The sequence below is a fragment of the Sphingopyxis sp. genome, from assembly GCF_035686825.1.
In the GTDB taxonomy this organism is placed as follows: Bacteria; Pseudomonadota; Alphaproteobacteria; order Sphingomonadales; family Sphingomonadaceae; genus Sphingopyxis.
In genome coordinates, this window is record NZ_DASRYZ010000003.1 from 539,107 (window position 1) to 561,053 (window position 21,947).

Annotated in this window: 26 protein-coding genes; 12 read left to right on the plus strand and 14 right to left on the minus strand. The window is 66.4% G+C overall.

Going from position 1 to position 21,947, the window contains the following annotated elements:
• Nucleotides 1-17 precede the first annotated feature (17 nt).
• From VFG17_RS07190 to VFG17_RS07215, 6 genes are all read left to right on the plus strand, one after another.
• Entirely contained in the window at nucleotides 18-1,028 is a 1,011-nt protein-coding gene (locus VFG17_RS07190; protein WP_325028770.1) for a DNA topoisomerase IB, read from the plus strand.
• A 21-nt stretch (nucleotides 1,029-1,049) separates the two neighbouring features.
• Complete coding sequence (locus VFG17_RS07195) at nucleotides 1,050-2,246, plus strand: mechanosensitive ion channel family protein (protein WP_325028771.1); 1,197 nt, start codon at nucleotides 1,050-1,052, stop codon at nucleotides 2,244-2,246.
• 95 nt (nucleotides 2,247-2,341) lie between these two features.
• Nucleotides 2,342-2,800 (plus strand): MaoC family dehydratase, encoded by a 459-nt coding sequence (locus VFG17_RS07200; RefSeq protein WP_325028772.1) that lies wholly within the window; start codon nucleotides 2,342-2,344, stop codon nucleotides 2,798-2,800.
• Nucleotides 2,801-2,866: 66 nt separating this feature from the next.
• Nucleotides 2,867-4,048 carry an acetyl-CoA C-acyltransferase gene (locus tag VFG17_RS07205; protein ID WP_325028773.1) on the plus strand — a complete coding sequence of 394 codons (1,182 nt, stop codon included), beginning with the start codon at nucleotides 2,867-2,869 and terminating at the stop codon, nucleotides 4,046-4,048.
• A 1-nt stretch (nucleotide 4,049) separates the two neighbouring features.
• Complete coding sequence (locus VFG17_RS07210; RefSeq protein ID WP_325028774.1) at nucleotides 4,050-4,646, plus strand: carboxymuconolactone decarboxylase family protein; 597 nt, start codon at nucleotides 4,050-4,052, stop codon at nucleotides 4,644-4,646.
• Between the two features lie 20 nt (nucleotides 4,647-4,666).
• Complete coding sequence (locus tag VFG17_RS07215) at nucleotides 4,667-4,957, plus strand: putative quinol monooxygenase (RefSeq protein WP_325028775.1); 291 nt, start codon at nucleotides 4,667-4,669, stop codon at nucleotides 4,955-4,957.
• 145 nt (nucleotides 4,958-5,102) lie between these two features.
• Here VFG17_RS07215 and soxR read toward each other — a convergent pair whose 3' ends face one another.
• Nucleotides 5,103-5,573, minus strand: coding sequence for a redox-sensitive transcriptional activator SoxR (gene soxR / locus VFG17_RS07220; protein ID WP_325028776.1), 471 nt, complete (start codon nucleotides 5,571-5,573; stop codon nucleotides 5,103-5,105).
• Nucleotides 5,574-5,659: 86 nt separating this feature from the next.
• Here soxR and VFG17_RS07225 point away from each other — a divergent pair, with 86 nt between their 5' ends.
• Nucleotides 5,660-6,055 (plus strand): VOC family protein, encoded by a 396-nt coding sequence (locus VFG17_RS07225; protein ID WP_325028777.1) that lies wholly within the window; start codon nucleotides 5,660-5,662, stop codon nucleotides 6,053-6,055.
• A gap of 65 nt (nucleotides 6,056-6,120) precedes the next feature.
• A complete protein-coding gene (locus VFG17_RS07230) occupies nucleotides 6,121-6,585 on the plus strand; it encodes a pyridoxamine 5'-phosphate oxidase family protein (RefSeq protein ID WP_325028778.1) in 465 nt (154 codons plus the stop codon).
• Between the two features lie 2 nt (nucleotides 6,586-6,587).
• On the opposite strand, the gene VFG17_RS07235 is transcribed toward VFG17_RS07230, so the two are convergent.
• Nucleotides 6,588-7,580 carry a dipeptide epimerase gene (locus VFG17_RS07235; RefSeq protein ID WP_325028779.1) on the minus strand — a complete coding sequence of 331 codons (993 nt, stop codon included), beginning with the start codon at nucleotides 7,578-7,580 and terminating at the stop codon, nucleotides 6,588-6,590.
• 24 nt (nucleotides 7,581-7,604) lie between these two features.
• Here VFG17_RS07235 and VFG17_RS07240 point away from each other — a divergent pair, with 24 nt between their 5' ends.
• Nucleotides 7,605-8,015: a YkvA family protein gene (locus VFG17_RS07240; RefSeq protein ID WP_325028780.1), complete on the plus strand. Its 411-nt coding sequence runs from the start codon at nucleotides 7,605-7,607 to the stop codon at nucleotides 8,013-8,015.
• Between the two features lie 16 nt (nucleotides 8,016-8,031).
• On the opposite strand, the gene VFG17_RS07245 is transcribed toward VFG17_RS07240, so the two are convergent.
• Nucleotides 8,032-9,252 carry a polyhydroxyalkanoate depolymerase gene (locus tag VFG17_RS07245; protein WP_325028781.1) on the minus strand — a complete coding sequence of 407 codons (1,221 nt, stop codon included), beginning with the start codon at nucleotides 9,250-9,252 and terminating at the stop codon, nucleotides 8,032-8,034.
• Between the two features lie 275 nt (nucleotides 9,253-9,527).
• Here VFG17_RS07245 and VFG17_RS07250 point away from each other — a divergent pair, with 275 nt between their 5' ends.
• The 3 genes from VFG17_RS07250 (at nucleotide 9,528) to VFG17_RS07260 (ending at nucleotide 12,260) form a co-directional block, all read left to right on the plus strand.
• Complete coding sequence (locus VFG17_RS07250; RefSeq protein WP_325028782.1) at nucleotides 9,528-9,785, plus strand: YjhX family toxin; 258 nt, start codon at nucleotides 9,528-9,530, stop codon at nucleotides 9,783-9,785.
• A 117-nt stretch (nucleotides 9,786-9,902) separates the two neighbouring features.
• On the plus strand, nucleotides 9,903-11,702 hold the full coding sequence (locus tag VFG17_RS07255) for an ABC transporter transmembrane domain-containing protein (protein ID WP_325028783.1): 1,800 nt from the start codon (nucleotides 9,903-9,905) through the stop codon (nucleotides 11,700-11,702).
• Between the two features lie 15 nt (nucleotides 11,703-11,717).
• Entirely contained in the window at nucleotides 11,718-12,260 is a 543-nt protein-coding gene (locus VFG17_RS07260) for a DUF1993 domain-containing protein (protein WP_325028784.1), read from the plus strand.
• A 13-nt stretch (nucleotides 12,261-12,273) separates the two neighbouring features.
• Here VFG17_RS07260 and VFG17_RS07265 read toward each other — a convergent pair whose 3' ends face one another.
• From VFG17_RS07265 to VFG17_RS07315, 11 genes are all read right to left on the minus strand, one after another.
• Nucleotides 12,274-12,711 (minus strand): biopolymer transporter ExbD, encoded by a 438-nt coding sequence (locus VFG17_RS07265; protein WP_325028785.1) that lies wholly within the window; start codon nucleotides 12,709-12,711, stop codon nucleotides 12,274-12,276.
• A 226-nt stretch (nucleotides 12,712-12,937) separates the two neighbouring features.
• A complete protein-coding gene (locus VFG17_RS07270; protein ID WP_325028786.1) occupies nucleotides 12,938-14,053 on the minus strand; it encodes an OmpA family protein in 1,116 nt (371 codons plus the stop codon).
• Between the two features lie 130 nt (nucleotides 14,054-14,183).
• Complete coding sequence (locus VFG17_RS07275) at nucleotides 14,184-14,636, minus strand: DUF2793 domain-containing protein (RefSeq protein ID WP_325028787.1); 453 nt, start codon at nucleotides 14,634-14,636, stop codon at nucleotides 14,184-14,186.
• Between the two features lie 9 nt (nucleotides 14,637-14,645).
• Entirely contained in the window at nucleotides 14,646-16,823 is a 2,178-nt protein-coding gene (locus VFG17_RS07280) for a phage tail protein (protein WP_325028788.1), read from the minus strand.
• 63 nt (nucleotides 16,824-16,886) lie between these two features.
• Nucleotides 16,887-17,309, minus strand: a complete 423-nt coding sequence (locus VFG17_RS07285) for an NlpC/P60 family protein (protein ID WP_325028789.1) — start codon at nucleotides 17,307-17,309, stop codon at nucleotides 16,887-16,889.
• Nucleotides 17,302-18,123: a DUF2163 domain-containing protein gene (locus VFG17_RS07290; RefSeq protein ID WP_325028790.1), complete on the minus strand. Its 822-nt coding sequence runs from the start codon at nucleotides 18,121-18,123 to the stop codon at nucleotides 17,302-17,304. The genes VFG17_RS07285 and VFG17_RS07290 overlap by 8 nt, the downstream gene beginning before the upstream one ends.
• The gene (locus VFG17_RS07295; protein ID WP_325028791.1) at nucleotides 18,120-20,453 is read right to left on the minus strand and encodes a DUF2460 domain-containing protein; all 2,334 of its coding nucleotides are present in this window, start codon (nucleotides 20,451-20,453) and stop codon (nucleotides 18,120-18,122) included. The genes VFG17_RS07290 and VFG17_RS07295 overlap by 4 nt, the downstream gene beginning before the upstream one ends.
• Nucleotides 20,453-21,019 (minus strand): tail tape measure protein, encoded by a 567-nt coding sequence (locus VFG17_RS07300; protein ID WP_325028792.1) that lies wholly within the window; start codon nucleotides 21,017-21,019, stop codon nucleotides 20,453-20,455. The genes VFG17_RS07295 and VFG17_RS07300 overlap by 1 nt, the downstream gene beginning before the upstream one ends.
• Nucleotides 21,012-21,215: a phage tail assembly chaperone gene (locus VFG17_RS07305; protein ID WP_325028793.1), complete on the minus strand. Its 204-nt coding sequence runs from the start codon at nucleotides 21,213-21,215 to the stop codon at nucleotides 21,012-21,014. The genes VFG17_RS07300 and VFG17_RS07305 overlap by 8 nt, the downstream gene beginning before the upstream one ends.
• A 1-nt stretch (nucleotide 21,216) precedes the next feature.
• Nucleotides 21,217-21,528, minus strand: coding sequence for a GTA-gp10 family protein (locus tag VFG17_RS07310; protein ID WP_325028794.1), 312 nt, complete (start codon nucleotides 21,526-21,528; stop codon nucleotides 21,217-21,219).
• A complete protein-coding gene (locus VFG17_RS07315) occupies nucleotides 21,525-21,932 on the minus strand; it encodes a phage major tail protein, TP901-1 family (protein WP_325028795.1) in 408 nt (135 codons plus the stop codon). The genes VFG17_RS07310 and VFG17_RS07315 overlap by 4 nt, the downstream gene beginning before the upstream one ends.
• Nucleotides 21,933-21,947: the final 15 nt, after the last annotated feature.

The following is a 21,947-nucleotide window of genomic DNA, read 5'->3' on the forward strand; positions in this document are numbered from 1 at the left end:
CGGGGCGCTATGGACGCATGGCCGCAACCCGCCTTGTCCATGTCGACGACAGCCTGCCCGGGATCAGCCGCGCGCGCTCGGGGGTCGGTTGGCGCTATCGCGATGCCAAGGGCAAGATCATCCGCGACCGCGAGGAAATCGACCGCCTCAACGCGATCGCGCTGCCCCCGGCTTATGAGGACGCATGGTTCTGTCCGGCACCGAACGGCCATATTCTGGCGACCGGCTATGATGCGCGCGGGCGCAAGCAATATCGCTATCACCCCGACTTCCGGATGGCGCGCGAGGCCGACAAATATGACCGCTGCGCCGCCTTCGGCCATGCGCTGCCGCTGCTCCGCGCGCGCCTCGCCGACGATCTCGCCCGCCGGACTTTGTGCTCGGAACGCGTAGTCGCGGCGGTCGTGCGCCTCCTCGACCTCGCCGCGCTGCGTATCGGCAACGAGCAATATGTCGCCGCGAACAAGAGCTTCGGGGCGACGACGCTGCGCCAACGCCATGCGAAGGCTTCGGGCAAAACATTGCGCCTGCAATATGTGGCCAAGGGCGGCGCGAAGCGCGACGTGACGATCAGCGACCGCAGCCTTTCCACACTGGTGCGCCGGTTGCAGGATCTGCCGGGGCAGAAGCTTTTCCAATATGAGGATGCCGACAGCCTCTGCGCGGTCGGATCGGACGATGTGAATGCCTATATCCGCCAGGCGATGGGCGAGGAATTCAGCGCCAAGCATTTCCGTACCTGGTCTGCCAGCGTCGAGGCCTTCGCCTTCCTTTACGACGCGCCCGAACCGCCGACGCTGAAGGCGATGCTCGAACATGTCGCCGACCGTCTCGGCAACACCCCCGCCATCGCGCGCAAGGCCTATGTCCATCCGACGATGATCGCGGCGGCGCATGAGCGCGCGGACTTCCCGGCAGCCGTTGGTACGCTGCCGCGCGCGACGCGCTATCTTTCGCGTTACGAGCGCGGATTTTTGACCTATCTGGAGCAGGCGCCCGCCGCCGCGGTGCTGCTTCAATCCGCCTGATCCGATTCAAGAGGACCTGACGTGACTTTCTCCCTGATCGCCGCCGCGACCACCGCCGCCCCGCAAACCGCGCCCGTACGAACGCCGGCGACCAACCCTGTCGAGGATCTGCAACGCTATTGGGATATGAGCGTCGCGTGGGTGAACAGTCATTGGCTACAGATCGGCATCGCCATCGGCGTCGGCCTCGCCATCTATTTCATCCTCTCGATGCTTCGCCGCTTCGCACTCAAATACGCGCAGTCGGCCGAAGGCGAGATGTCGTTGACCCACATCGCCGGGCGCGTGATCCACAAGACCAAGTCGCTGGTGCTCGCGATCATCGCGATCCGCCTGGTCGCGGGCTATGCGCAACCGCCCTCGGTGATCATGCAGATCGTCCAGCTCGTCTTTACTGTCGCCGTGGTGCTGCAGGTCGCGATCTGGGCCCGCGAGATCGTGCTCGGACTGATCCAGCGCCGCGCCGCCGAGGGCCACAACGAAACGCTCAGCAACGCCATGGGCATCATCCGCCTGCTCATCAGCGTCGCGCTGTTCGCGATCGCCGCGATCGTCATCCTCGACAATATGGGCGTCAACGTCACGGGGCTGGTCGCCGGGCTCGGCATCGGCGGCATCGCGATCGGCCTTGCCGCGCAGGGTATCTTCTCCGACCTCTTCGCCTCGCTCTCGATCATCTTCGACCGGCCGTTCCGCGTCGGCGAGACGATCAAATATGACATGAGCACCGCGACGGTCGAGCGCATCGGCCTCAAGAGCACGCGGCTGCGTTCGGTCAACGGCGAGCTGCTCGTCATTTCGAACACCAATCTGCTCGCGAAGGAAATCACCAATTTCGCGCATCTCCATCGCCGCCGCATCACCTTCATGATCGGCGTGATCTACCAGACGACGCCCGCGATGCTGCGCGACCTGCCCGCACTGCTCGAGGAACAGGTCAAGGCGGCCGGACAGGAGTTCATCCGCTCGAGCTTCGTCACCTTCGGCCCGTCGAGCCTCGACTTCGAACTGCTCTTCGACGTGTTCAGCGACGATTATGACGTCGTCACCGCCGCGCGCACCGATGTCGCGATCCGGCTGTTCGAAGCGATGGCGGGCGCGGGCTATGAATTCGCCTATCCGACCCAGACCACCTTCACCGCGGCACCCGACGGCACGATGATTCTACCCTATGCCGAAAGCGTGACGATGAAGACGCCGAAGCCCGCCAAGAGCTGACGCTACGGCGACGCGGCTGCGGGGCTTGGCCCTTGTGCAATGCGGCAAGAGAGGCCTAGAACGCGCCCCGAACCAGCAATTCGAGGGGATGAGATATGGCCACCATCACGCCGCAGGATCTGCAAGCCAAGGTCGGTGAGCATCTGGGCACGTCCGAATGGGTGCTCGTCGATCAGGAGATGATCAACAAGTTCGCCGATGCGACGGGCGATCATCAATTCATCCATATCGACGAGGAAAAGGCGAAGCTCACGCCCTTCGGCGGCACGATCGCGCACGGCTTCCTGACGCTGTCGCTGATCCCGATGCTCGGCGCGCGCACCGACGGGCCGAAGATCGAAGGCGTCAAAATGGGCGTCAATTATGGCGGCAACAAAGTCCGCTTCCTCGCCCCCGTCCGCTCGGGCAAGCGCGTGCGCAGCCATGTGAAGCTGCTCGAACTCGAAGAGAAGCGCCCCGGCCAGTGGCAGCAGACTAATGAAGTGACGATCGAGATCGAAGGCGAGGAAAAGCCCGCGCTGATCGCCGAATGGATCAGCCAGTTCTTCGTCTAAAGCACAGGTTTTTCCGGCCGACCTCCCCCGTTAAGATAACCGGACTCAGAAAGAAGGACCCCTATCATGCGTGACGCCGTCATCGTTTCCACCGCCCGCACTCCGCTGACCAAAGCGGCGCGCGGCTCGTTCAACAATACCCTCGCCCCGACGCTCGGCGCCTTCTCGGTCAAGGCCGCGGTCGAGCGCGCCGGCCTCGAAGGCGGCGAGATCGACGACGTGCTCTTCGGCGCCGCGATGCAGCAGGGATCGCAGACGATGAACATCGGCCGCCTCGTCGCGCTGCGCGCCGGCCTGCCCGTCACCGTCCCCGGCATGTCGATCGACCGCCAATGCTCCTCGGGCCTGATGACGATCGCGACCGCCGCGAAACAGATCATCGTCGACCGCCAGGACATCGCGGTTGCCGGCGGCATCGAGTCGATCTCGAAAGTCAGCGGCAGCGGCAAGGTGTTCATCGAGACCGACGCCGAGCTGATCGCGATGCACAAGGACACCTATATGCCGATGATCGGCACCGCCGAGGTCGTCGCGAAGCGCTACAATATCAGCCGCGAAGCGCAGGACGAATATTCGCTCCAGTCGCAGCAGCGCACCGCCGCCGCGCAGCAGGCCGGCAAATATGACGACGAGATCGTCGCATGCAAGGCGACGATGGCGGTGGTGAACAAGGAAACCAAGGAAGTCAGCTTCAAGGACGTCGTCGCCGACAAGGACGAATGCAACCGCCCCGACACGACGCTCGAAGGGCTTTCGAGCCTGAAACCCGTGATGGGCGAAGGCCACACGATCACCGCGGGCAACGCCAGCCAGCTCGCCGACGGCTCGTCGGCATGCGTCGTGATGGAAGCCAAGGTCGCCGAAAAGCGCGGCCTCCAGCCGCTGGGGCGCTATGTGGGCATGGCGGTTGCGGGCACCGAGCCCGACGAAATGGGCATCGGCCCCGTCTTCGCAATCCCGAAGCTGCTCGAACGCTTCGAGCTCAAGATGGACGACATCGGCCTCTGGGAACTCAACGAAGCCTTCGCGGTGCAGGTGCTCTACTGCCGCGACAAGCTCGGCATTCCGAACGAGTTGCTCAACGTCAACGGCGGCTCGATCTCGATCGGCCACCCGTTCGGGATGACGGGCGCACGCTGCGTCGGCCATGCGCTGATCGAAGGCAAGCGCCGCGGCGTCAAATATGCCGTCGTCACCATGTGCATCGGCGGCGGACAGGGCGCGGCGGGCCTGTTCGAGGTCTTCTGATTTGCGTTTGAACGCACCGCGTATCGAGCCGGTCGATCTCGACCGGCTCGATGCCGACCAGCGCGCCGCGCTCGAACCCTTCCTTGCTGCCGGCCCCAATGGTCAGGGCGGCAAGGTCGGGGGCGGCAAGATCCTCAACATCTTCCGCACCCTTGCCCATGCGCCCAAGGCGCTCACCGCCTTTCTGGGTTGGGGCAATTATATCCTCTCGAAGCGTAATGCGCTTTCGCACCGGAATCGCGAACTCGTCATCCTGCGCACCGGCTACAACTGCCGCTCGGGTTACGAATGGACGCAGCACAAGCGCATCGGGCTCGACTGCGGCCTTTCCGAAGACGAGATCGCGCGCATCAAGGCCGGGCCCGACACGGGCGGCTGGAACGACCTCGACCGCGCGATGCTCCGTGCGACCGACGAACTGACGACCAATCATTTCGTGACCGATACGAGCTGGGCCGCGCTCGCTCCGCTCGGCGACAAGGGGCGCATGGACCTCGTCATGACCGTCGGCCAATACACCCAGGTTTCGATGATATTGAACAGCTTCGGCATCCAGGTGGAGGACGGCTGGACCGTCGACCCAGACCTCCGGGTCTGATTAGAAAAACGGAGAGATTTATGAGCAGCATCGGCATCATCGCGACCCTGCGCGTGCAGCCCGGCAAGGAAGAGGCTTTCGAAGGCGTATTCGCCGAACTCGCCGCCGCCGTTCGCGCGAACGAAGCCGGCAACAGCTATTACAAGCTGTTCCGTACCGCGGAGGCGGGCGTCTACAAGGTCATGGAATGTTATGACGACGAAGCCGCGGTCGAAGCGCACCGCGCCTCGGACCACTTCCGCACCCTCGGCGCAAAACTCGGTCCCTGCCTCGCGGGTGCTCCCGAAATCGAAACGCTAAGCGCCGCCTGAGTGGCGGGTATCGACCGAAACTAGCCGTCGCCCCCGCGAAGGCGGGGGCCGCTGTCGGTTTACGCAGCGCCTCTGGGTAAGCCCGCTAGCGGCCCCTTCGCGGGGGCGACGGTAAAGGGGGCATCCGCTCTCCACCCCTAAATCGTCAGCCGATCTCGGCAATCTCGCCCGCCCGGTCGCCGATCACATAGCGCGGCCCGGCTCCCCGCTGCGCCGCCTTGTCCTCGCGGTTGTAGAGCCCGCATTTCTTGAGCGACAGGCAGCCGCAGCCGATACACTGGTCGAGCAGTTCGCGGGTGCGCTTGAGCGCCGATAACTGCTGATCGATGCGCGTGCGCAGCCCGGTGCTGATCCGCGTCCAGTCGGTGCCATTGGGCGTCCGCCCGGCGGGCAATCGGGCAAGCTCGTCGCCGATCTCCTCGAGGCTCAACCCCATCTGCTGCGCGATCAGGATGAAGGAGACGCGGCGGATATCGGCCCGCAGGAAGCGGCGCTGCCCGCCGCCGGTGCGCAACGCCTCGATCAGCCCCTTCACTTCGTAAAATCGGATCGCCGACACCGCGACGCCGGTGCGCGCGGCGAGTTCGCCGATGGCGATCAGGTCGGTCCGGTGCATGATCCGCACTCCTCGCTTTTCGCTTGATCTAAACCTCACTTGAGCTTTCATAAGCCGCTGCGTCAACCCGAATCAGGAGTTCCCCCGTGACGCACCCATTCATCGAGCATGTGAATCTGACCGTCAGCGATCCCGACCGCACCGCCGGCATCCTGTCGGCGATCTTCGGCTGGCACGAACGCTGGCGCGGCCCCGCCCGCGATGGCGGGCGCACGATCCACCTCGGCAGCGACGCCGCCTATATCGCGCTCTACACTGGCCCCGACGGCCAGCATGCGGATGCGCATTATCCCAAGGGCGAGCCGCTCAACCATATCGGGGTGCAGGTCGACGATCTCGACACGATCGAGATGCGGGTCAAGGCGGTGGGGCTTACGCCGTTCAACCATGGCGATTACGAACCAGGCCGCCGCTTTTATTTCTTCGATCCCGACGGCATCGAATATGAAGTCGTCAGCTATGCCGAGCCGCGGCGGCGCTGAACGGGGCAACAAGTGCACCGCTGCCGCGTTGATCGGTCATCGGGGGACAGAAATGGAGCCTTTCGATGAGCGACGATATCAAACAGCAGTTTTGGAAAGCCTTGGCCGACAGCCCCTATGTCATGCTCGGCGCAACCGGCGAACGCGAACATCATATCCCGATGAACGCGCAGCTCGACAAGGATGCGCACGGCGCTTTCTGGTTCTTCACCGCGCCCGACAACCGCTTGGCGGCCGGCGGACCCGCGATGGCGCAATTCGCCGCCAAGGGTCATGATCTCTTCGCCTGCATTTCGGGAACGCTGGTGCACGAGAATGATCGCACGGTGCTCGACAAATTGTGGAACAACAGCATCGCGGCCTGGTATCCGGGCGGCAAGGATGACCCCAAGCTCGTCCTCCTGCGTTTCGATCTCGACGATGCCGAAATCTGGACCGCCGATCCCGGTATCAAGGGAATGTTCAAGCTCGCGACCGGAATGACGATGAAGGACGGCGACCTCGGCAAGCATGCCGAAGTCGCGCTTTAGGGTCAGATTACCGGCGGCCCGATCCGCCCCTCGCGAAATTCGAACCCGCCTTCGCGGTCCCGCTCCAGCAACGCGGGACCGTCGAGGTCGACCCATTTCGCGCGCTGCGCGAGCACGAAGGCCGGCGCGATCGCGAGGCTGGTCGAGAGCATGCACCCGGCCATGATCGACAGCCCCGCCGCGTCGGCGGCGTCGGCGATCCTCAGCGCCTCGGTCAGCCCGCCCGCCTTGTCGAGCTTTATATTCACCCCGTCATAGAAAGGCCCGATCCGCGCCACGTCGGCCGCGGTCTGACAGCTTTCGTCGGCGATGAAGGGCAGCGGCGCGTAAATCGGATCGAGCAGCGCATCGGCCCCCACCGGCACCGGCTGCTCGATCATTTCGACCCCCATGTCGGCGAGCGCCTCGGCCTCGCTCAAAATATCGATCTCGCCCCAGCTTTCGTTCGCATCGACGATCAGCCGCGCCTCGGGTGCCCCCTTGCGGACCCCCGCGACGCGCAGCCGGTCGCCTTCGCCGGTGAGTTTGATCTTGAGCAGTCGATAGCCGTCGGCGGCCGCCGTCGCCGCCTGTTCAGCCATCGCGCCCGGCGTGCCCAGCGAGATGGTATAGGCCGTGACCCGCGACGTCGGCGCTCCGTCGCAGCCGGCGAGCTGCCAGAGCCGGAGCCCGCGTTGCCGCGCTTCCAGATCCCACAGCGCGCAATCGAGCGCGTTGCGCGCCGCACCAGCCGGCATCAACAGCTGCACCGCTGCTCGCGCTTCGGCGGCGCCCATCTCGGCGATATGCGGCGCGGCAAGTAGAATCTGATCGCGGCAACCCGCCGCATCCTCGCCAAGATAATAGATGGGAGTACCTTCGCCGCGCCCGACCTCGCCCCGCCCCTCGATTTCGGCAACCACGACATCGACATGCGTCTTGGCGCCGCGGCTGATGACGAACTCGCCGGCGACGGCCCAGCGTTCGACGCGCGCGCTTTTCAGTTGGATAGCCATGCAGGAACAGTAATGAGGGAAGCGATGAGCGGCAAACCTCTTTCGGGCAAATCCCTTTCCGAGCGCATCGGCGATCTCGGCCATCGCCTCGCGATCGAGGCGCACGCCGCCTGGCTCGCCGCGCGCGACCCGCGCGTGCCGATGCTCGCGCGCGCGCTCGCGGTCGCGGTCGCCGCCTATGCGTTGTCGCCGATCGACCTCATCCCCGACTTCATTCCGGTGCTCGGCTGGCTCGACGACCTTGTCATCGTCCCGCTCGGCCTGCTCATCGTCCGGCGATTGATCCCCGCTGCGCTATGGACAGAACTCCACGCCGCCGCCGAAACCGCAAGCGAGCGCCCGTCAAGCCGCGCCGGCATGGCCTTCATCCTCCTGCTCTGGGCAGGGCTGCTCTATATCGTCTATTGGGGTGTGCGGACTTCGCCCTGGCATTGACCGACACTTCCAGTCGTCAGCCGCCGTGCGCCCGAATCCACTTTTCGACCACCGGCGCGATCTCTTCGCGCCATTTGCGGCCGTTGAAGATGCCGTAATGGCCGACACTCTTCGCCATCAGATATTTCTTCCGGTCGGCGGGTAGCGCCTTCGCGAGCGTCAGCGCCGCCTTGGTCTGGCCGATCCCCGAAATATCGTCGCGCTCGCCCTCGATCGCGAGGATCGCGATATCCTCGATGGCGCCGACATCGACCGTCTGGCCGCGATGCGTCATCTCGCCCTTTGGCAGCAGATGGCGCTGGAACACGATGTCGACCGTCTGGAGATAGAATTCCGCCGTCATGTCGCACACCGCGCGATATTCGTCATAGAATTCCTTGGTCTTGTCGGCGCTCTCGCCGTCGCCGTCGACCAGATGTTTGAACATCTCCCAATGGCTCATCATGTGATTGCCGAGGTTCATCGACATGAAGCCGGCGAGTTGCAGAAAGCCCGGATAGACGCGGCGGCCGGCGCCCGGATAATAGGCCGGCACGGTCGCAATCACATTCTCCTGGAACCAGGCATGCGGCCGCGTCATCGCGTGGTCGTTCACCGCGGTCGGCGCCTTGCGCGTGTCGATCGGTCCGCCCATCATCGTCAGCGTCCTGGGCCGGCATTTATGCTTGTTCGCCGCCATGATCGCCGCGGCGGCGAGGCTTGGCACCGACGGCTGGCACACCGCCAGCACATGCGCGCCCGGCCCGATATGCTCAAGCCACGAAATCAGATAGTCGACATAATCGTCGAGATCGAACCGCCCCGCCTCCAGCGGCACGTTACGCGCGTCGCGCCAGTCGGTAATCCACACGTCATGATCCGGCAGCATCCGCTCGACCGTGCCGCGCAGCAGCGTCGCATAATGGCCCGACATCGGCGCGACGATCAGCAGCTTCGGCGCGTCTTTGGTGCCCTTGTGCTTGAAATGCTTGAGCTGGCCGAAGGGCTTGCGCGCCTCGACCACCTCGGTCACGCGCACCATCTCGCCGTCGACGATGGTCTCGTAAAGTTCGAACCCCGGCTTGCCGCGGGGCGCGGCCGCATGCGCGAAGACTTCCAGCGCCGAGGCGAACATCGGGCTGCCACCGAAATAGCCGAGCGGATTCGCCGGATGCTGCATCACCTGCGCGCCCGCGGTCGCCAGCGCACTCGCCCCGGCGAGCCAGTTCTTCTGAATTTCAAAGGCATGATACAGCATATTCACTCGTTCCTTGCGTGACCCGAACGGCACTCTTCCGGCACCTGATTGTTGGTTAGCAGTCTAGGGGGTTCGGCTCATTGTGCAATGCATCAAAATCATTGCGGGACAGGGCGATTGCGAATAATCTGCATGGCGAGGTGCATGATGCGCCGACGGAGTGAATATGTCTGAGATTGCGGGCAACCGCTAACATCCCGGCGAAAACGGGATGTGCGCAGCGCGCGGGCCATGAGTTCGCGCGCCGTTGTTGCTTATCAATCCGGACATATCCCATGAATATCTCGAAAGCGGAGCAGCGCATGCTCCATGTGCTGGCGCAGGGCGGCATGATCCGCCATCGGCGTGATGAAAGCGGCCATATCGTCGAGGCTTTATGCTTCACCCGCGATGGCTTCATCCTCGCCAGCACCGGCCTGCCCTTGTTCAACCGGCTGCGGCGACGCGGTTTCATCGGCTCGCACGGCGGCGCGCCGTACCGCATCACGCAGGCGGGGTTACGAGCGGTCAGGGCACAGCTCGACAATCGCTGAAAAACCGGGAGCGCGGCGCAATCGCCGCGCTCCTTTGCGTTCCGCTTCAAAGCGCATGAAGCGCCGCATCATTCTGCATCGTTGAGCACGGCCCGCGCCGCTGCTAGGGCCGGTGCAATGGCCAGCCAGTCCGACCTTTCCGCCGCGAACGCTTCCGCCGAACCTCGCCGCAAACTCGGCAGCCTGCGCATGGTATGGCAACATGCCAGCCGCTATCCGCTGCAATTGATCGTTGCCGCGATCGCGCTCGGCATCGCCGCGCTCGCAACGCTCGCGATTCCCTATCAATTCAAGGAAATGATCGACAGCGGCTTTATCGCTGGCGGCGGCAACGTCGCGCCGCATTTCCGGCTTTTTTACGCCATCTGTGTCGCGCTCGCCCTCGCGACCGCGCTGCGCTTCTATTTCGTGAGTTGGCTCGGGGAACGCACCGTCGCCGACATCCGCCAGGCGGTGCAGCGCAACCTGCTGCGCCTCGCTCCCGGCTTTTTCGAAGAAAACCGCCCGTCCGAAATCGCCTCGCGCATGACGTCAGATACCGCGATCATCGAGCAGGTGGTCGGCACCACGGTTTCGGTCGCGCTGCGCAACGCGGTGATGGGCATCGGCGGCATCATCTATCTGTTCAGCCTGTCGCCAAAGCTCACCGCGGGCATCCTCCTCGGCATCCCGGTCATTATTCTGCCGATCGTGCTGCTCGGCCGTCGGCTCCAAAAGGTCTCGCGGACCAGCCAGGACCGTGTCGCCGACATCGGCGCGACCACCGCCGAACAGATGGGCGCGATGAAGATCGTTCAGGCGTTCGGCCAGGAATCGCGCGAAGCCGATCGTTTCTCGACCGCGGTCGAGGCCAATTTCGCAACCGCGAAGCGCCGCATCCGCCTTCGCGCGATCATCACCGCGACGGTCATCGGTCTGCTGTTCGGCGCGATTACCACCCTGCTCTGGTACGGCGCCGAGGGCGTCGCGCAGGGAACGATCACCGGCGGCACGATCGCCGCCTTCGTCCTGACCGGCGGGCTAGTCGCGGGCGCGTTTGGTGCGCTCACCGAAGTCTATGGCGACCTGCTGCGCGCCGCCGGCGCCGCCGAGCGGCTCAGCGAACTGCTGCACGCCGAAGCGACGATTGCCCCGCCCGCAACACCGCGCGCCTTCCCCGAGCCGCCGGTCGGCACGCTCGAATTCGCGGACGTCGAATTTCGCTACCCGACGCGCCCCGACGCTCCCGCGCTCCACGATTTCAGCCTTGCGATCCATCCGCGCGAGACGGTTGCCATCGTCGGCCCCTCGGGCGCCGGCAAGTCGACGCTCTTTCAACTCGCCGAACGCTTCTATGATCCGCAGGCGGGGCAGATTCTGCTCGACGGCGTGCCGCTGACCGAGGCCGACCCTGCCGACATTCGCGCGCGCATCGCGATGGTCCCGCAGGAAACGGTGATCTTTGCAGCGTCGGCGCGCGACAACCTGCGCTACGGCAACTGGGACGCGACCGATGACGAGCTTTGGGCGGCCGCACGCGCGGCCAATGCCGAGGAATTCCTCCGAAGGCTGCCGCAAGGTCTCGACACCTTCATGGGCGAAGGCGGCGCACGTCTCTCGGGGGGCCAGCGCCAGCGCGTCGCAATCGCGCGCGCGCTGCTCCGCCGTGCGCCGCTGCTGCTGCTCGACGAAGCGACCTCGGCGCTCGACGCCGAATCCGAAAAGCTGGTGCAAGATGCGCTCGAAACGCTGATGGCCGATCGCACGACGATCGTGATCGCCCACCGCCTCGCGACCGTGCGAGCCGCCGACCGCATCGTCGTGATGGACGACGGCCGCATTGTCGAAGAGGGCAAGCACGACGAACTCGTTGCCGCCGACGGCCTCTACGCCCGCCTTGCACGCCTGCAATTTCAGGACAATCTCGCCGCTGCATGACAAGACCGAAGGAAGATGACGATGCTCTACGACCTGACCGTACCGGCCTACCAGAATGGCCTGAAGGCGCTGTCCGGCGAGTTGTCGAAGGCAAGTGCATGGGGGACGGATAACGGCATCGGCGAGTTGCAGTTCGCGGTCGCGCGGCTTGCGCCCGACATGTTCCCGCTCGCCTCGCAGGTCCGGTTCACCTGCATCCAGGCATTGCAGCCCCTAAGCCGGCTCGGAGGCATCGCGATTCCCGAGCTTCCCGAGGACGCGACCGATTTCGCCGGAATGCAGGAACAAATCGCCGCGACGCTGGCGGTCCTCGACGAGATCGATCGCGCCGCGCTGGGAGACGACATGGAGCGGGCGGTCGGCTTCGACCTGCCGAACGGCATGATCTTCGACCTCAGCGCCGCGGACTATGTCCTCGACTGGGCGCAGCCGCAATTCTACTTCCACCGCGTCGCGGCCTATGCCGTATTGCGCCACATGGGCGTCCCGCTCGGCAAGGCTGATTATGTCGCCTATATGATGCGCCACCTCCGCCCTGGAACGGCGCCCGCCGCCTAAACGACGCCCGATCTCAGATCAGCCCGGCGTAATTCTCGATACCTGGAAAGGCGAGCTTGGTCCCGCCATTGCGCCGGATCGCTCCGATCGCCTCGTCGACGCGCAGATAACGCGCCCGCGCATCGGGTTCGAGCAGGATTGCCGCCGGCTCTGCACGCTCCGACGCCTGCTTTACCAGAACGCCCAGTTCGGCGAGGTCGATCGCTTCGTCGTTCCACCGGATCACGTCGCTCGTATCGATGGTAACGCGATTTTGATCGAGTATCTTTCCCGGAACATCGCCGGTCGGCAGCGTTACGTCGACGCTGTGCGTCGGTGCGGGAATAGTGATGATGAACATCACGAGCATCACCAGCATGACGTCGATCAGCGGCGTGGTGTTGATGTCGGGATCGCCGTTCGGGTCGGCGCGAAAAATACTGCGATGGAACATGCTACGGCGGTTGCGCATCGTCTCTCTCCCGTTCGGGAGGTGCGGCACCGCTATGCTTCGGGCGCTCGCCCCTCGGCGGGGCGTGAACTATCTCAGCCCCGATTTGTGATGGTATATCATTATTCCAACAGAGCAAGCAGTATTGCGCGAACGGGCCGGGCGAGGCAAATACCAAAAGAAAGGGCGGCACCTTGCGGTACCGCCCCTCTTTTCTTCCAGTCCCCGTCGGGGATGGAAACCGGTCTTACATGCCCGAGTTCGGACCGTAAGTGATTTCCACGCGACGGTTCTGGTCGTTGCGGACGCCGTCGGCGGTCGCAACGGCCGGGCGGGTTTCGCCGAAGCCCTGCGCGCTGATCGAGCCATCCGAGATGCCGCGAGCGGTCAGGTAGCTGCGAACCGCGTCGTTGCGGCGGTTCGACAGGCCGACGTTGTATGTGGCCGAACCCGAACGGTCGGCGTGACCGGCGAGCATGACCTGCGTGCCCGTGCAACCACGGTTGTACGCGCTGATCGCGTTGTCGAGCGTCGAAGCCGCTTCCGGCGTGATGTTCGACTGATCCCAGTCGAAATACACGATGTACGGCCCAGGTGCGCATTCCACGACCGGCGGCGGCGGAGGCGGCGGGGGCGGGGGCGGAGGCGGCGGAGGCGGCGGAGGCGGCGGAGGTGCGACCGGTTCCGGAGCGCCACCGAAGTTGAACGTCAGCGTGCCGAGAATCGAGTGCGAACGGAAGCGCGTCGAAACGTCGCGACCCGCCTGATCGACCAGATCGAGGTTGTCGGCGTTGAAGAAGCGATACTTCAGGCCAACGTCGATGTTGTCGCTGAGCGGAGCGCGGACGCCCGCGATCGCCTGCCAGGCAAAGCCCGTGTCCGAATCGTCAAGGAACGGACCCGCGAAAACGGGTTCGACCGAAACGCGAGCGACACCGGCACCACCGCCGACAAAGCCCTGAAGGCCGTCGTCGTCACCGAAATCGAGCAGGCCGTTGACCATGAAGCTGAGCGCGTTCGAATCGCCGTTCAGGTCGGTGTTGCCGGTAAAGCTACCGCCGCCACCGGGCAGGCTCGGAATGCCGGGGGTCGTGAAGCGGCCCGACTTGATGTCGGCTTCACGGAAACCGACTTCGACTTCCGCGCGGAAACCGCCGAAATCGTAACCGACGGTGCCTTCGACATCGTAGCCAGCGCGATGATCGAGCGTACCGGCATTGTTGAAGGTGCCGATATCGAGGTCCAGGTCCTCGACGAGCATTGCGCCAGCACCAACACCAACATACCAGGAGTTGTCGCGCGCCAGAACCGGCGACGCCAGGGTGGTGGAGGCCAACGCCACAGCGACGGCAAGCTTCCTCATAGTAATTCCCCTTTCAATTTGAGATATACGTCTCGGCAGACGTCCTACTCGTCGCTTTGGTTCCGTGCAAGTGAACAAATCGTCAATCTGTTGCCAAAAAGTCGCACTTTGTTCGCCAACGAACGGAAATTCAGCCTGAGATCAGAAGACCCTGCGCGGCGAGGTTAAGGATCAATGCCGTGATCGCGCTACGCGCTTCGGAATCGACCGTCGTCCCGCCTTCGGGCGCGCCTATCGTTGCGGGCGCGGTCCACGCGCCGGCGTCGAATCGCAGCCGCGCCCCATCGGTGAGACGAGTTACCTGCACCCCGGCGCGCGGCGCGGCGAATCTCCAGCCACCGGAGGTCCAGATGGCAATTGCATTCCCTTCGCCGGTCCAGACACCGGTCGCGGCAACGTCGACGATCCAGCATTGTCCAATGGCAGGATTCGCCGGCGGCGTCGCAAGCGGGCCCGCTTCGATCGCCGCATGGACAAGCGTATCGAGCAAGATGAGCGCCTCATTGTGGGTCACCTCCTTTTGCGCCTGCGCAACCGCAAGTAACGGTAACGCAAAGCGCGGCGTGGTCGGCATGTCGGTCATGATCTGTCCTTATGTCAAAGCCAGGGAAAGCGGTGGAGACCGCGAGAAATCGCCCGTTTGACGAATTTCTATCGCATGGCCCGGCGCCAGCGCGGCCAGTTCGTCGGCACCGATATTCAGCACAGGCGACGCCGGCTCCCACGGTCCCACGCCCGGAACCGGCGGCACCAGTGAAACACGCCACATTTCGCGGGCTTCGCCCAACGGCTGGTCGACATGGTCGCGCCAGCCCGTGTCGATGCGGCTTCGCCTTGTCCATCCGACCGTCACGCCGCCCGCCCCGTCGGGACGTATCCGCGCATGTACGGGCGAAAGGGGTCGCAACGCTCGTCCAGCCGACGCTATGCCGATCTCGGTCAGCGCGGTGCCGCTCCGCGGCGCCCATTGAAGCGTCGCCCCGCCCCCCACCGTCATCGCAGCGAGGTCGTCGGGCAGCGTCAGCAACGCCGGATCGTCGAGCAGGACGAACGGCTCGCCCGCCGGATGGATCATCGCGCTTGCGGTTCCGGCACGCCCGCGAAGCAGACGCGATAGACGCCATATCCCTGGCCCGACGATCTCGGCTTCGCCGAACTGCAGCAGCTCGCCGCCTACCATCGCCCGGTTCGCGCCGGCTAGCAGCGCGGCGTCGTCGACCGATTCAAGCATCATCGAAGGATTGATCAGCTCGACCACGGCCGTGCTGGAAAGATCGAACAGGCTGCCGCTCCCCGCCGCCAGCGGTTCGGCGAGCAGGCCGAGCGCCGCTGCCGGCCGCACCGAGCCGACCGGAATCGGTTCGCTTCCCGGCGACGCAACGAACCAGCAATCGGCACCGCGCCAGCCATCGTTGCTGCCCGCTCCGGCGATAAGAATCTTTGGGGTCGACGCGGCAGGACTGCCGAGATTGGGCAGATCGAACAGCCGGACCACGCCGACCGCATCGGGCCAGTCGGGAGCGCCGACCGCCACGCCCGGCGGCGCCGGAAGCTCGATCGCGGGCAGCGGCTGGTGACGCCGCAGTTCCAGTGAGATTTCGTTGCCGCGAACCGTCCGTCCCGCCAGCCGCCAGCGGCTCCCGTCGGCACCTACCACGACCTGCCCGACGGTCAGCGCCAGCGCGGCCAGGTCGGCGTGCCGGATAACCGTCTCGCGCTCGTCTGCCGTGGCCGACGCAAGGCGCTGCGCCAGCGCCCGCGCCGACGTCGCGGGCAGGACCGCGGGCAGGTCGATCCGTTCCTCGCGCGCGCCGCCGCCCGCGACCCGGCTCGTCTGCTGGCCCAGCTGAAAATCGCGCTCGGGTTCATAGTGGCGCAGCCGGATCGTCCCCGGCAGCGACGACAAGGGCGCGCGCCGCCGCTCGGCACGGTCGCCGGGGGCATCGCGCCGCCCAGCCTCGCAGAAATCGCTGAGCGCCGGCACCTCGCCCGCCCCTTCCGCCGGCGTCAACCGCCAGCTCTCAGGCCCGCTCGCCAGCCGCACACCGTCGGCGTCGAACAGCGGCGCCAGCGCATCGCGCGCCCGGTCGCCCGATGCAGCATAGCCCGAAAAGGGCCACGCGCCTTGGCAGCGCCCGGCGTCAGCGAGCAATGCGTTGCCGATCAGCCCGACATCGACGCTTCCCGTATCGGCTTCGACCTCGAAGGTAAGCGACGGAATCCGGTTGCCGAACGCGCCCAGTTCAAGCTCCTCGAACACCACATAGGACAGACCCCGAAACGCGCTCGCCGACGCGATCCCCAGCGCCGACGCGATCAGCGGATCGGCCGCCTGATCCTCGCTCCCGTCATACCAGCGGAAGGTGCAGCGTTCCCGAAAGCTGCCGCTCGCCCCACGCAGAAGATTGCCGTCGGCCCAGATGCGTCCGATCGTGCGGACGGGGCGCGACGACAGCGCGATCGCCAGCGACACCGCATAGCTATATTCACTCGTCGACGGCCGCCCCTTGCCGCCACCGCGCTTGGCCCGCCGCTCGATCAGGTCGGTTGCCCAGATCACGCTGCCCGCGACGCGCATCGTCCCGAACAATTGCGGGATCTGCTGGCCATAGGTCGACGCCTGGACCTTCAAATCGGCGAGCTGCGGCCCCTCACGCCCCTTAGGCTTGAATATCTGGGCGTCGACTTGCTGCCCGACCGCCGCGCCGATCGCTGCACCCACCGGGCCTCCGACAATCCCGCCCACCACCGTCAGCACCAAAGTCGCCATAGATTTGCTCCCCGATAATCCCTCCCCAAAGCGGAAGGGGTGCGCGACTAGGACGCTCGCGCCCTAGTCGCAGCAGGGTGGGCACAGCGGCAATCGCCAACGCACCGCACCCCGCAATCCGTCATCCAGCGGCGTCTCCACCACCCGCCGCAGCCCCGCATGGGCGTGAACCATGCTCGCCGGCCCCAACAGCCCGAGATGAAACTGCCCCGCCGGACAGGCGATCAACGCCACATCGCCCGCGCGCATCGCATCCGCCGCGCGCGCGAAGCTCGCCGCCGCCAGCGCCGCCTCGACCCGCCCGCGCGGCCACCCGCGCAGTGGATAATCGCGCGGCCGCGCCAGCATCCGCCCCGCCGCCGCATAAGCCGCCCAGACCAGTCCGACACAGTCGAGCCCCGTCGCCGGATCGTTCCCTTGCGGGCGGAATCGCGCTCCCACCATCGTGCGCGCCGCGCGAAAGGCGGCCGCGCCGCAATCAGCCACCGGGATAGCGCGTCAGCAAATCATTGCCCGGCAGATGCGCCTCGCCGCGGAAGTTGATCGCATTGGCAAAACGGTCGCGGCACGTCGCGAGCTGCTTGTCGCATCCCTCGATCAGCCGCACGCGCACCGGGCCCGGCGGCTCGAACGCCGGCGCCTCGGCGAGGTGGAGGCTCGCTCCATCGGCCGAAATCACCGGACTTTCCAGGCCGCAATTGGCGCCCTCGATCCACGACAAGCTGCCGAAAGCCATATTGCCCACCGCAACATCCAGCGTCACCACCCGCCCATCGACGGCCACGACGCGCCGGACATGCGTGCGCGGCGCCAGGTCGACGCGGCACGCGCGGTCGCCAAGCATCGCACGGCACGAGGGCGAGGTCGCCGGGCACACCGGCCGGTCGAGCAGCCGCGTCACGCCTTGCAGCTCGGCGGCAAAGGCCGCCCCACGCTGCTCGATCGCGCCCAACGATCCGCGCGCAACCGTCACCGGCGCTGCATCGGGCGCGGTCCAGTCCGTCACGAACAGCTCGAGTTCCGCCCCGTCCCAGCGCCCCGCTTCCAGGTCGCGCGCGGTCATCGCATCGCTCGCGATCGCGCCCTCCAGGTCCATCGTCGCGGCGTCGAGGCTGTCATTCGTCTCGATCGCCGAGGGCTTCATCCCCGGCGCCGCGCGATACGCCAAGCCGCCGATTACCAGATCGCGGTCGTGCGACGTGAAGCCGATCGCGACGCCGTCGCGCCGCGCCAGCCGCCAGCACCAGGCAAGCGTCACCAATTCCTCGCGCAGCCAGCCGGGCGCCACCATCAACGTCATGTGAAATCGCCTCGGGGGGCGCGCACTTCGATCAGCGGCACGCTCGCCAACTCGCCCGCGAGAAAGGTTGCGCGGCTCGCTTCCAGCCGGTCCTCGGCAAAGCGCACCGGCACGTCGAACAGAAAGCCGGCGCGCACCGCGATCCCCACTCCCGGGGCGACATCGAGCGACACCTCCCCGTCGTCGGTGATCAGGAACGACGCCGTCTCGATCCCGTCGACCGAGACGCGCACGCTCCCTTCGACCGGCAGCCGGATCGGACGGACCTGTTCGGCATCGCCCTCACCATAGCGTTTCACCAGCGCGAACTGCCGCCGCTCCCCGTCGCCCAGCCCGAGCAGCTGGTCGGCCGCCGCCGGAAGGCCGCCATCGGCCGCCGAACTGCCGTCGAAGGGATCGCGAAAACGAAACGCCCGCGCCGCACCCCGCCGCGCGCGAAAGAAATCGGTCAGCGCGCGCACATCGGCCTCGGACCGGATTCCCGGCCCCGCATCATAGCGCATCCGCGGCTCGGCCCATTCGCTCGCGCGCTGCTCGTGCCCCGACGGCGAGCTCACGATCTGTGTTGAAAATTCGGTCGCGACCACCGCCTCGCGCCCGATCGCGAGCGGAAAATCCACCGCATCGAAAGCCTGCACATCATCCTCCCCATCAAAGGCCACGAACCCGTCGCGCGCCACCTGCGGCAGCGCCCAGACAAAGGCCCGCGCCACCCCGGCGCGCCGGGCCGCGTCGGCCGCACCGGCGATCGCCGCCCACGCGGCCCGCTGTTCGGGCAACAGCACAAAGCCCGAAAAATAATGCTGCTCGTGGGCCGGATAACCGAGCCGCACGACCATCGCTGTCCGCGCGCGCGCCGTTTCCGCGCCGCGTCCGCCCGTCACCCAGTCATAATCCTCGAGCTGCAGCACATCGAAGGCCGGCGCCGCCCACCCCAGCGGGACATTGGCACGCCGCACCGCGGGCGCCGCGGGGTCGAGCACAGTCGGCAGATAGACGAGCAGATGGCTCACCAGCCCCGCCGCGTCCGCCTCGCCCTGCGCCGCCGCGACCAGCGCGGCGGTCGATGCGGCGAGGAGCGCGCCGAGTTCATCGAGCATCGCCAATTGCGGCGCGTCCAGCGCCGCCCGCACGTCGGCGATCGGTACGCTTGCGCTCCCCAGCGCCGTCGTCGTCGCGGCGTCATAGGCGCAGATCCGCCCTTCGCTGGCGATCCACCACCACGGCTCGCCGACCTGGAATTTCAGGTCAAGCCCCGCCGCCGCGCCGATCGCGACGAACGCGCGCGCGACCAACTGCAAATATCCCATCGCCGCCGCATTCGCCGGCGACAGCAAAGTCGACGGCGGCGCCCACCCGGTCAGCGCGGGCGACCCGTCGCTCGCACGCTGCTTCCACTCCTCGGGGCAATAGGCGTCGAACAGCTCGTAAGAAAGCGACCAGATCACCCCCAGCCCCGCCGTTTCGCATGCCGCCGCGAACCCCGCGTGCCACGCCGCGCACGGCGCATTGAGCGCCCCGCCCGCCACACTCGCATGAAAAGCGCCGCCTGCCGCACCGAGCCGCATATAATGGCTCATCCCGACATAATGGACGACGTCGCCGCGATAGCCCAATTGCACGACCTGCCGCACAAGCCGCACCGGGGTCAGATGATAGCTGTCGTCATAGCCGCTCGCGATACCCAGCCCATGCTCGGGCATCACGACATCGCCGATCACAAGCACCGATCCCGACCCCGAACAGGCGATCTCGCTCATCTCGGCCCAGCCCTGCGCCGGCGCCGGCAGCACGGCATCGCCGCCGTCATAGTCCGGCGGCACCAGCGAAATGAACATCCGGTCGATATCGCCCGCCCACACCGGGTCGGCCTCGCCCGGCAACAGGAAGCCGCCGGCCAACGCACCGAAATCGAGCGTGACGACGGCATCCTCCGCCGTTCCCTCGGCATAATTCCACAGCCGCACATACCAGGCGCGCGGACTCCCCGTCGCGTCGCGCCCCTCGATCGTCAGCGTCGGCCCGTGCAGCGCGTCGAGCGGCTTCACCCCGCCCGATCGCCAACGAAACTTGAGCTGCGTGTGCCGGAAATCGCGCTTCGTCTCATAGGCGAGCAAAGGATGATCCCACCGGTCCTCGCTCTCCCAGATCAGCCCCGCCAGATCCTGCTTCTGATAAAAGACCGCCTCGACCCGCAACGTGCCCGGCGCGTCGCTCGTCACGCTCGCCATCATCGGCCGCGCGAAATCCACCGTCCAGAAGCGCGGATCGAACCGCTTGAGCCAGGTTTTCCGATGATGCGGCTCGGCCGAAACCAGCGCCCAGCCCATTAATCCTCTCCCTGCGCCACCGCGCGCCGCACCGCGCGCGCCAGCTGCCGCCCCGTCTGCGCCAGCCGCTGCGGTTCGCTGCCCGCCTCGCCCCGCACATTCACCGTGATCGCGATATTGCGCACGCCGCCGCCCGCCGCCTCGATCCGGCCGCTAGCGGTCGGCACGAACAGCTCGGGCCCGCGCTCGCCGACACGATAGGCGCGCCCGGCGCTCACCGGCCCGCCGGTTGCGCGGCCCGGCGCGCCGAACAGCGCCATCGCGATCGACGTGCCCAGCGACAGCAATCCCCCGCCGCCCGAGCCGCCCCCTACCGCACCAATGCCGTTCGAAATCGCCGCCCGCGCGATATCGGCCATCACCGACAGCGCGAGCCGCTTCAGATCCTCGAACCCCATTTTGCCGTTGACGATCGCGCGCGACAGCGCCCGCTCGATCGCCCGCCCCGCCCGATCGGCTTCCACGACCAGCGGCCCGCCCAGCTCGGCGCGCAGCGCCGCGATGTCGCGCCGGAACGCTCCGGTATCGGCGCGCACCGCGACGACCATTTCGTCGACCTCATCCATCGGGAAATCTCTCCATCATCGCCGCCAGCGCCGCACCGTCGAAACAGGCCGCCTCGCCGGGGTCGACCCACCCCGCCAGCACCGCGCGGGCATCGGCCGGCGTCGCCGCCCAGAACTCGCCCGGCCGCCATCCCGCTACGCGCGCCATCACCCCCGCGAGCCTGATCGCCGCGGGTCCCAGCCGATCGTCCGCCACCTCATCGTCCCTGCAATATCTGCCCCAGCAGCACGCGCAGCGCCGGCGTCACCGCGGCCAGCCCCTGCGCGACCACGGCTTCGCCCACCGCCTCGCGCGTCAGCGCCTCGGGCCGCTCGCCGACGCAATGCCAGAACAGCCCGGCCAGCTCGCCCAGCCCCAAGCGCCCGTCGGCGGCGCGCTCGACCAGGCCAAATAGCGGCCCCAACTCGGCCTCGGCGGCGACCAGCGCCGCAAAGCTCGGCCGCAACACCAGCCGCCGCCCGCCGACCATCAGTTCGGCCTCGCCGCGGAGCGCATTGGCCCCGCTCACAGGCTCACCACCGCGCCGCTCGATTCCAGGTTCAGCGTGTAATTGCGCTCGCCATTATAATCGCCGGCATAGTCGAGCCGCGTGACGAGGAAACGCCCGCGCATCCGCTCGCCGCTTTCGAAGCTCAGCTCATAATCGTCGATGGTCCCCGACAGGGCATGACCGCGAAGCCGCACCTCGGCCTCCGAGCCCGTAAAAATGCCCGCCGCGCTCACCGAAACCGACCGGACGCCGGCCCCCGACAGCAGCTCGCGCCAGCCGCCCGACTCCTTCGTCGTGACGTTCACCGCCTCGCCGTTCACCGACATCTGCGTGGTGCGCAGACCCGCGACCGTGCGATAGGTCGGCGGCGCTTCGCCGTCGCCGATCTTGAGCAGAAAATCGCTCCCATTTTCGATAGCCATGGTCTAACCTCCTCA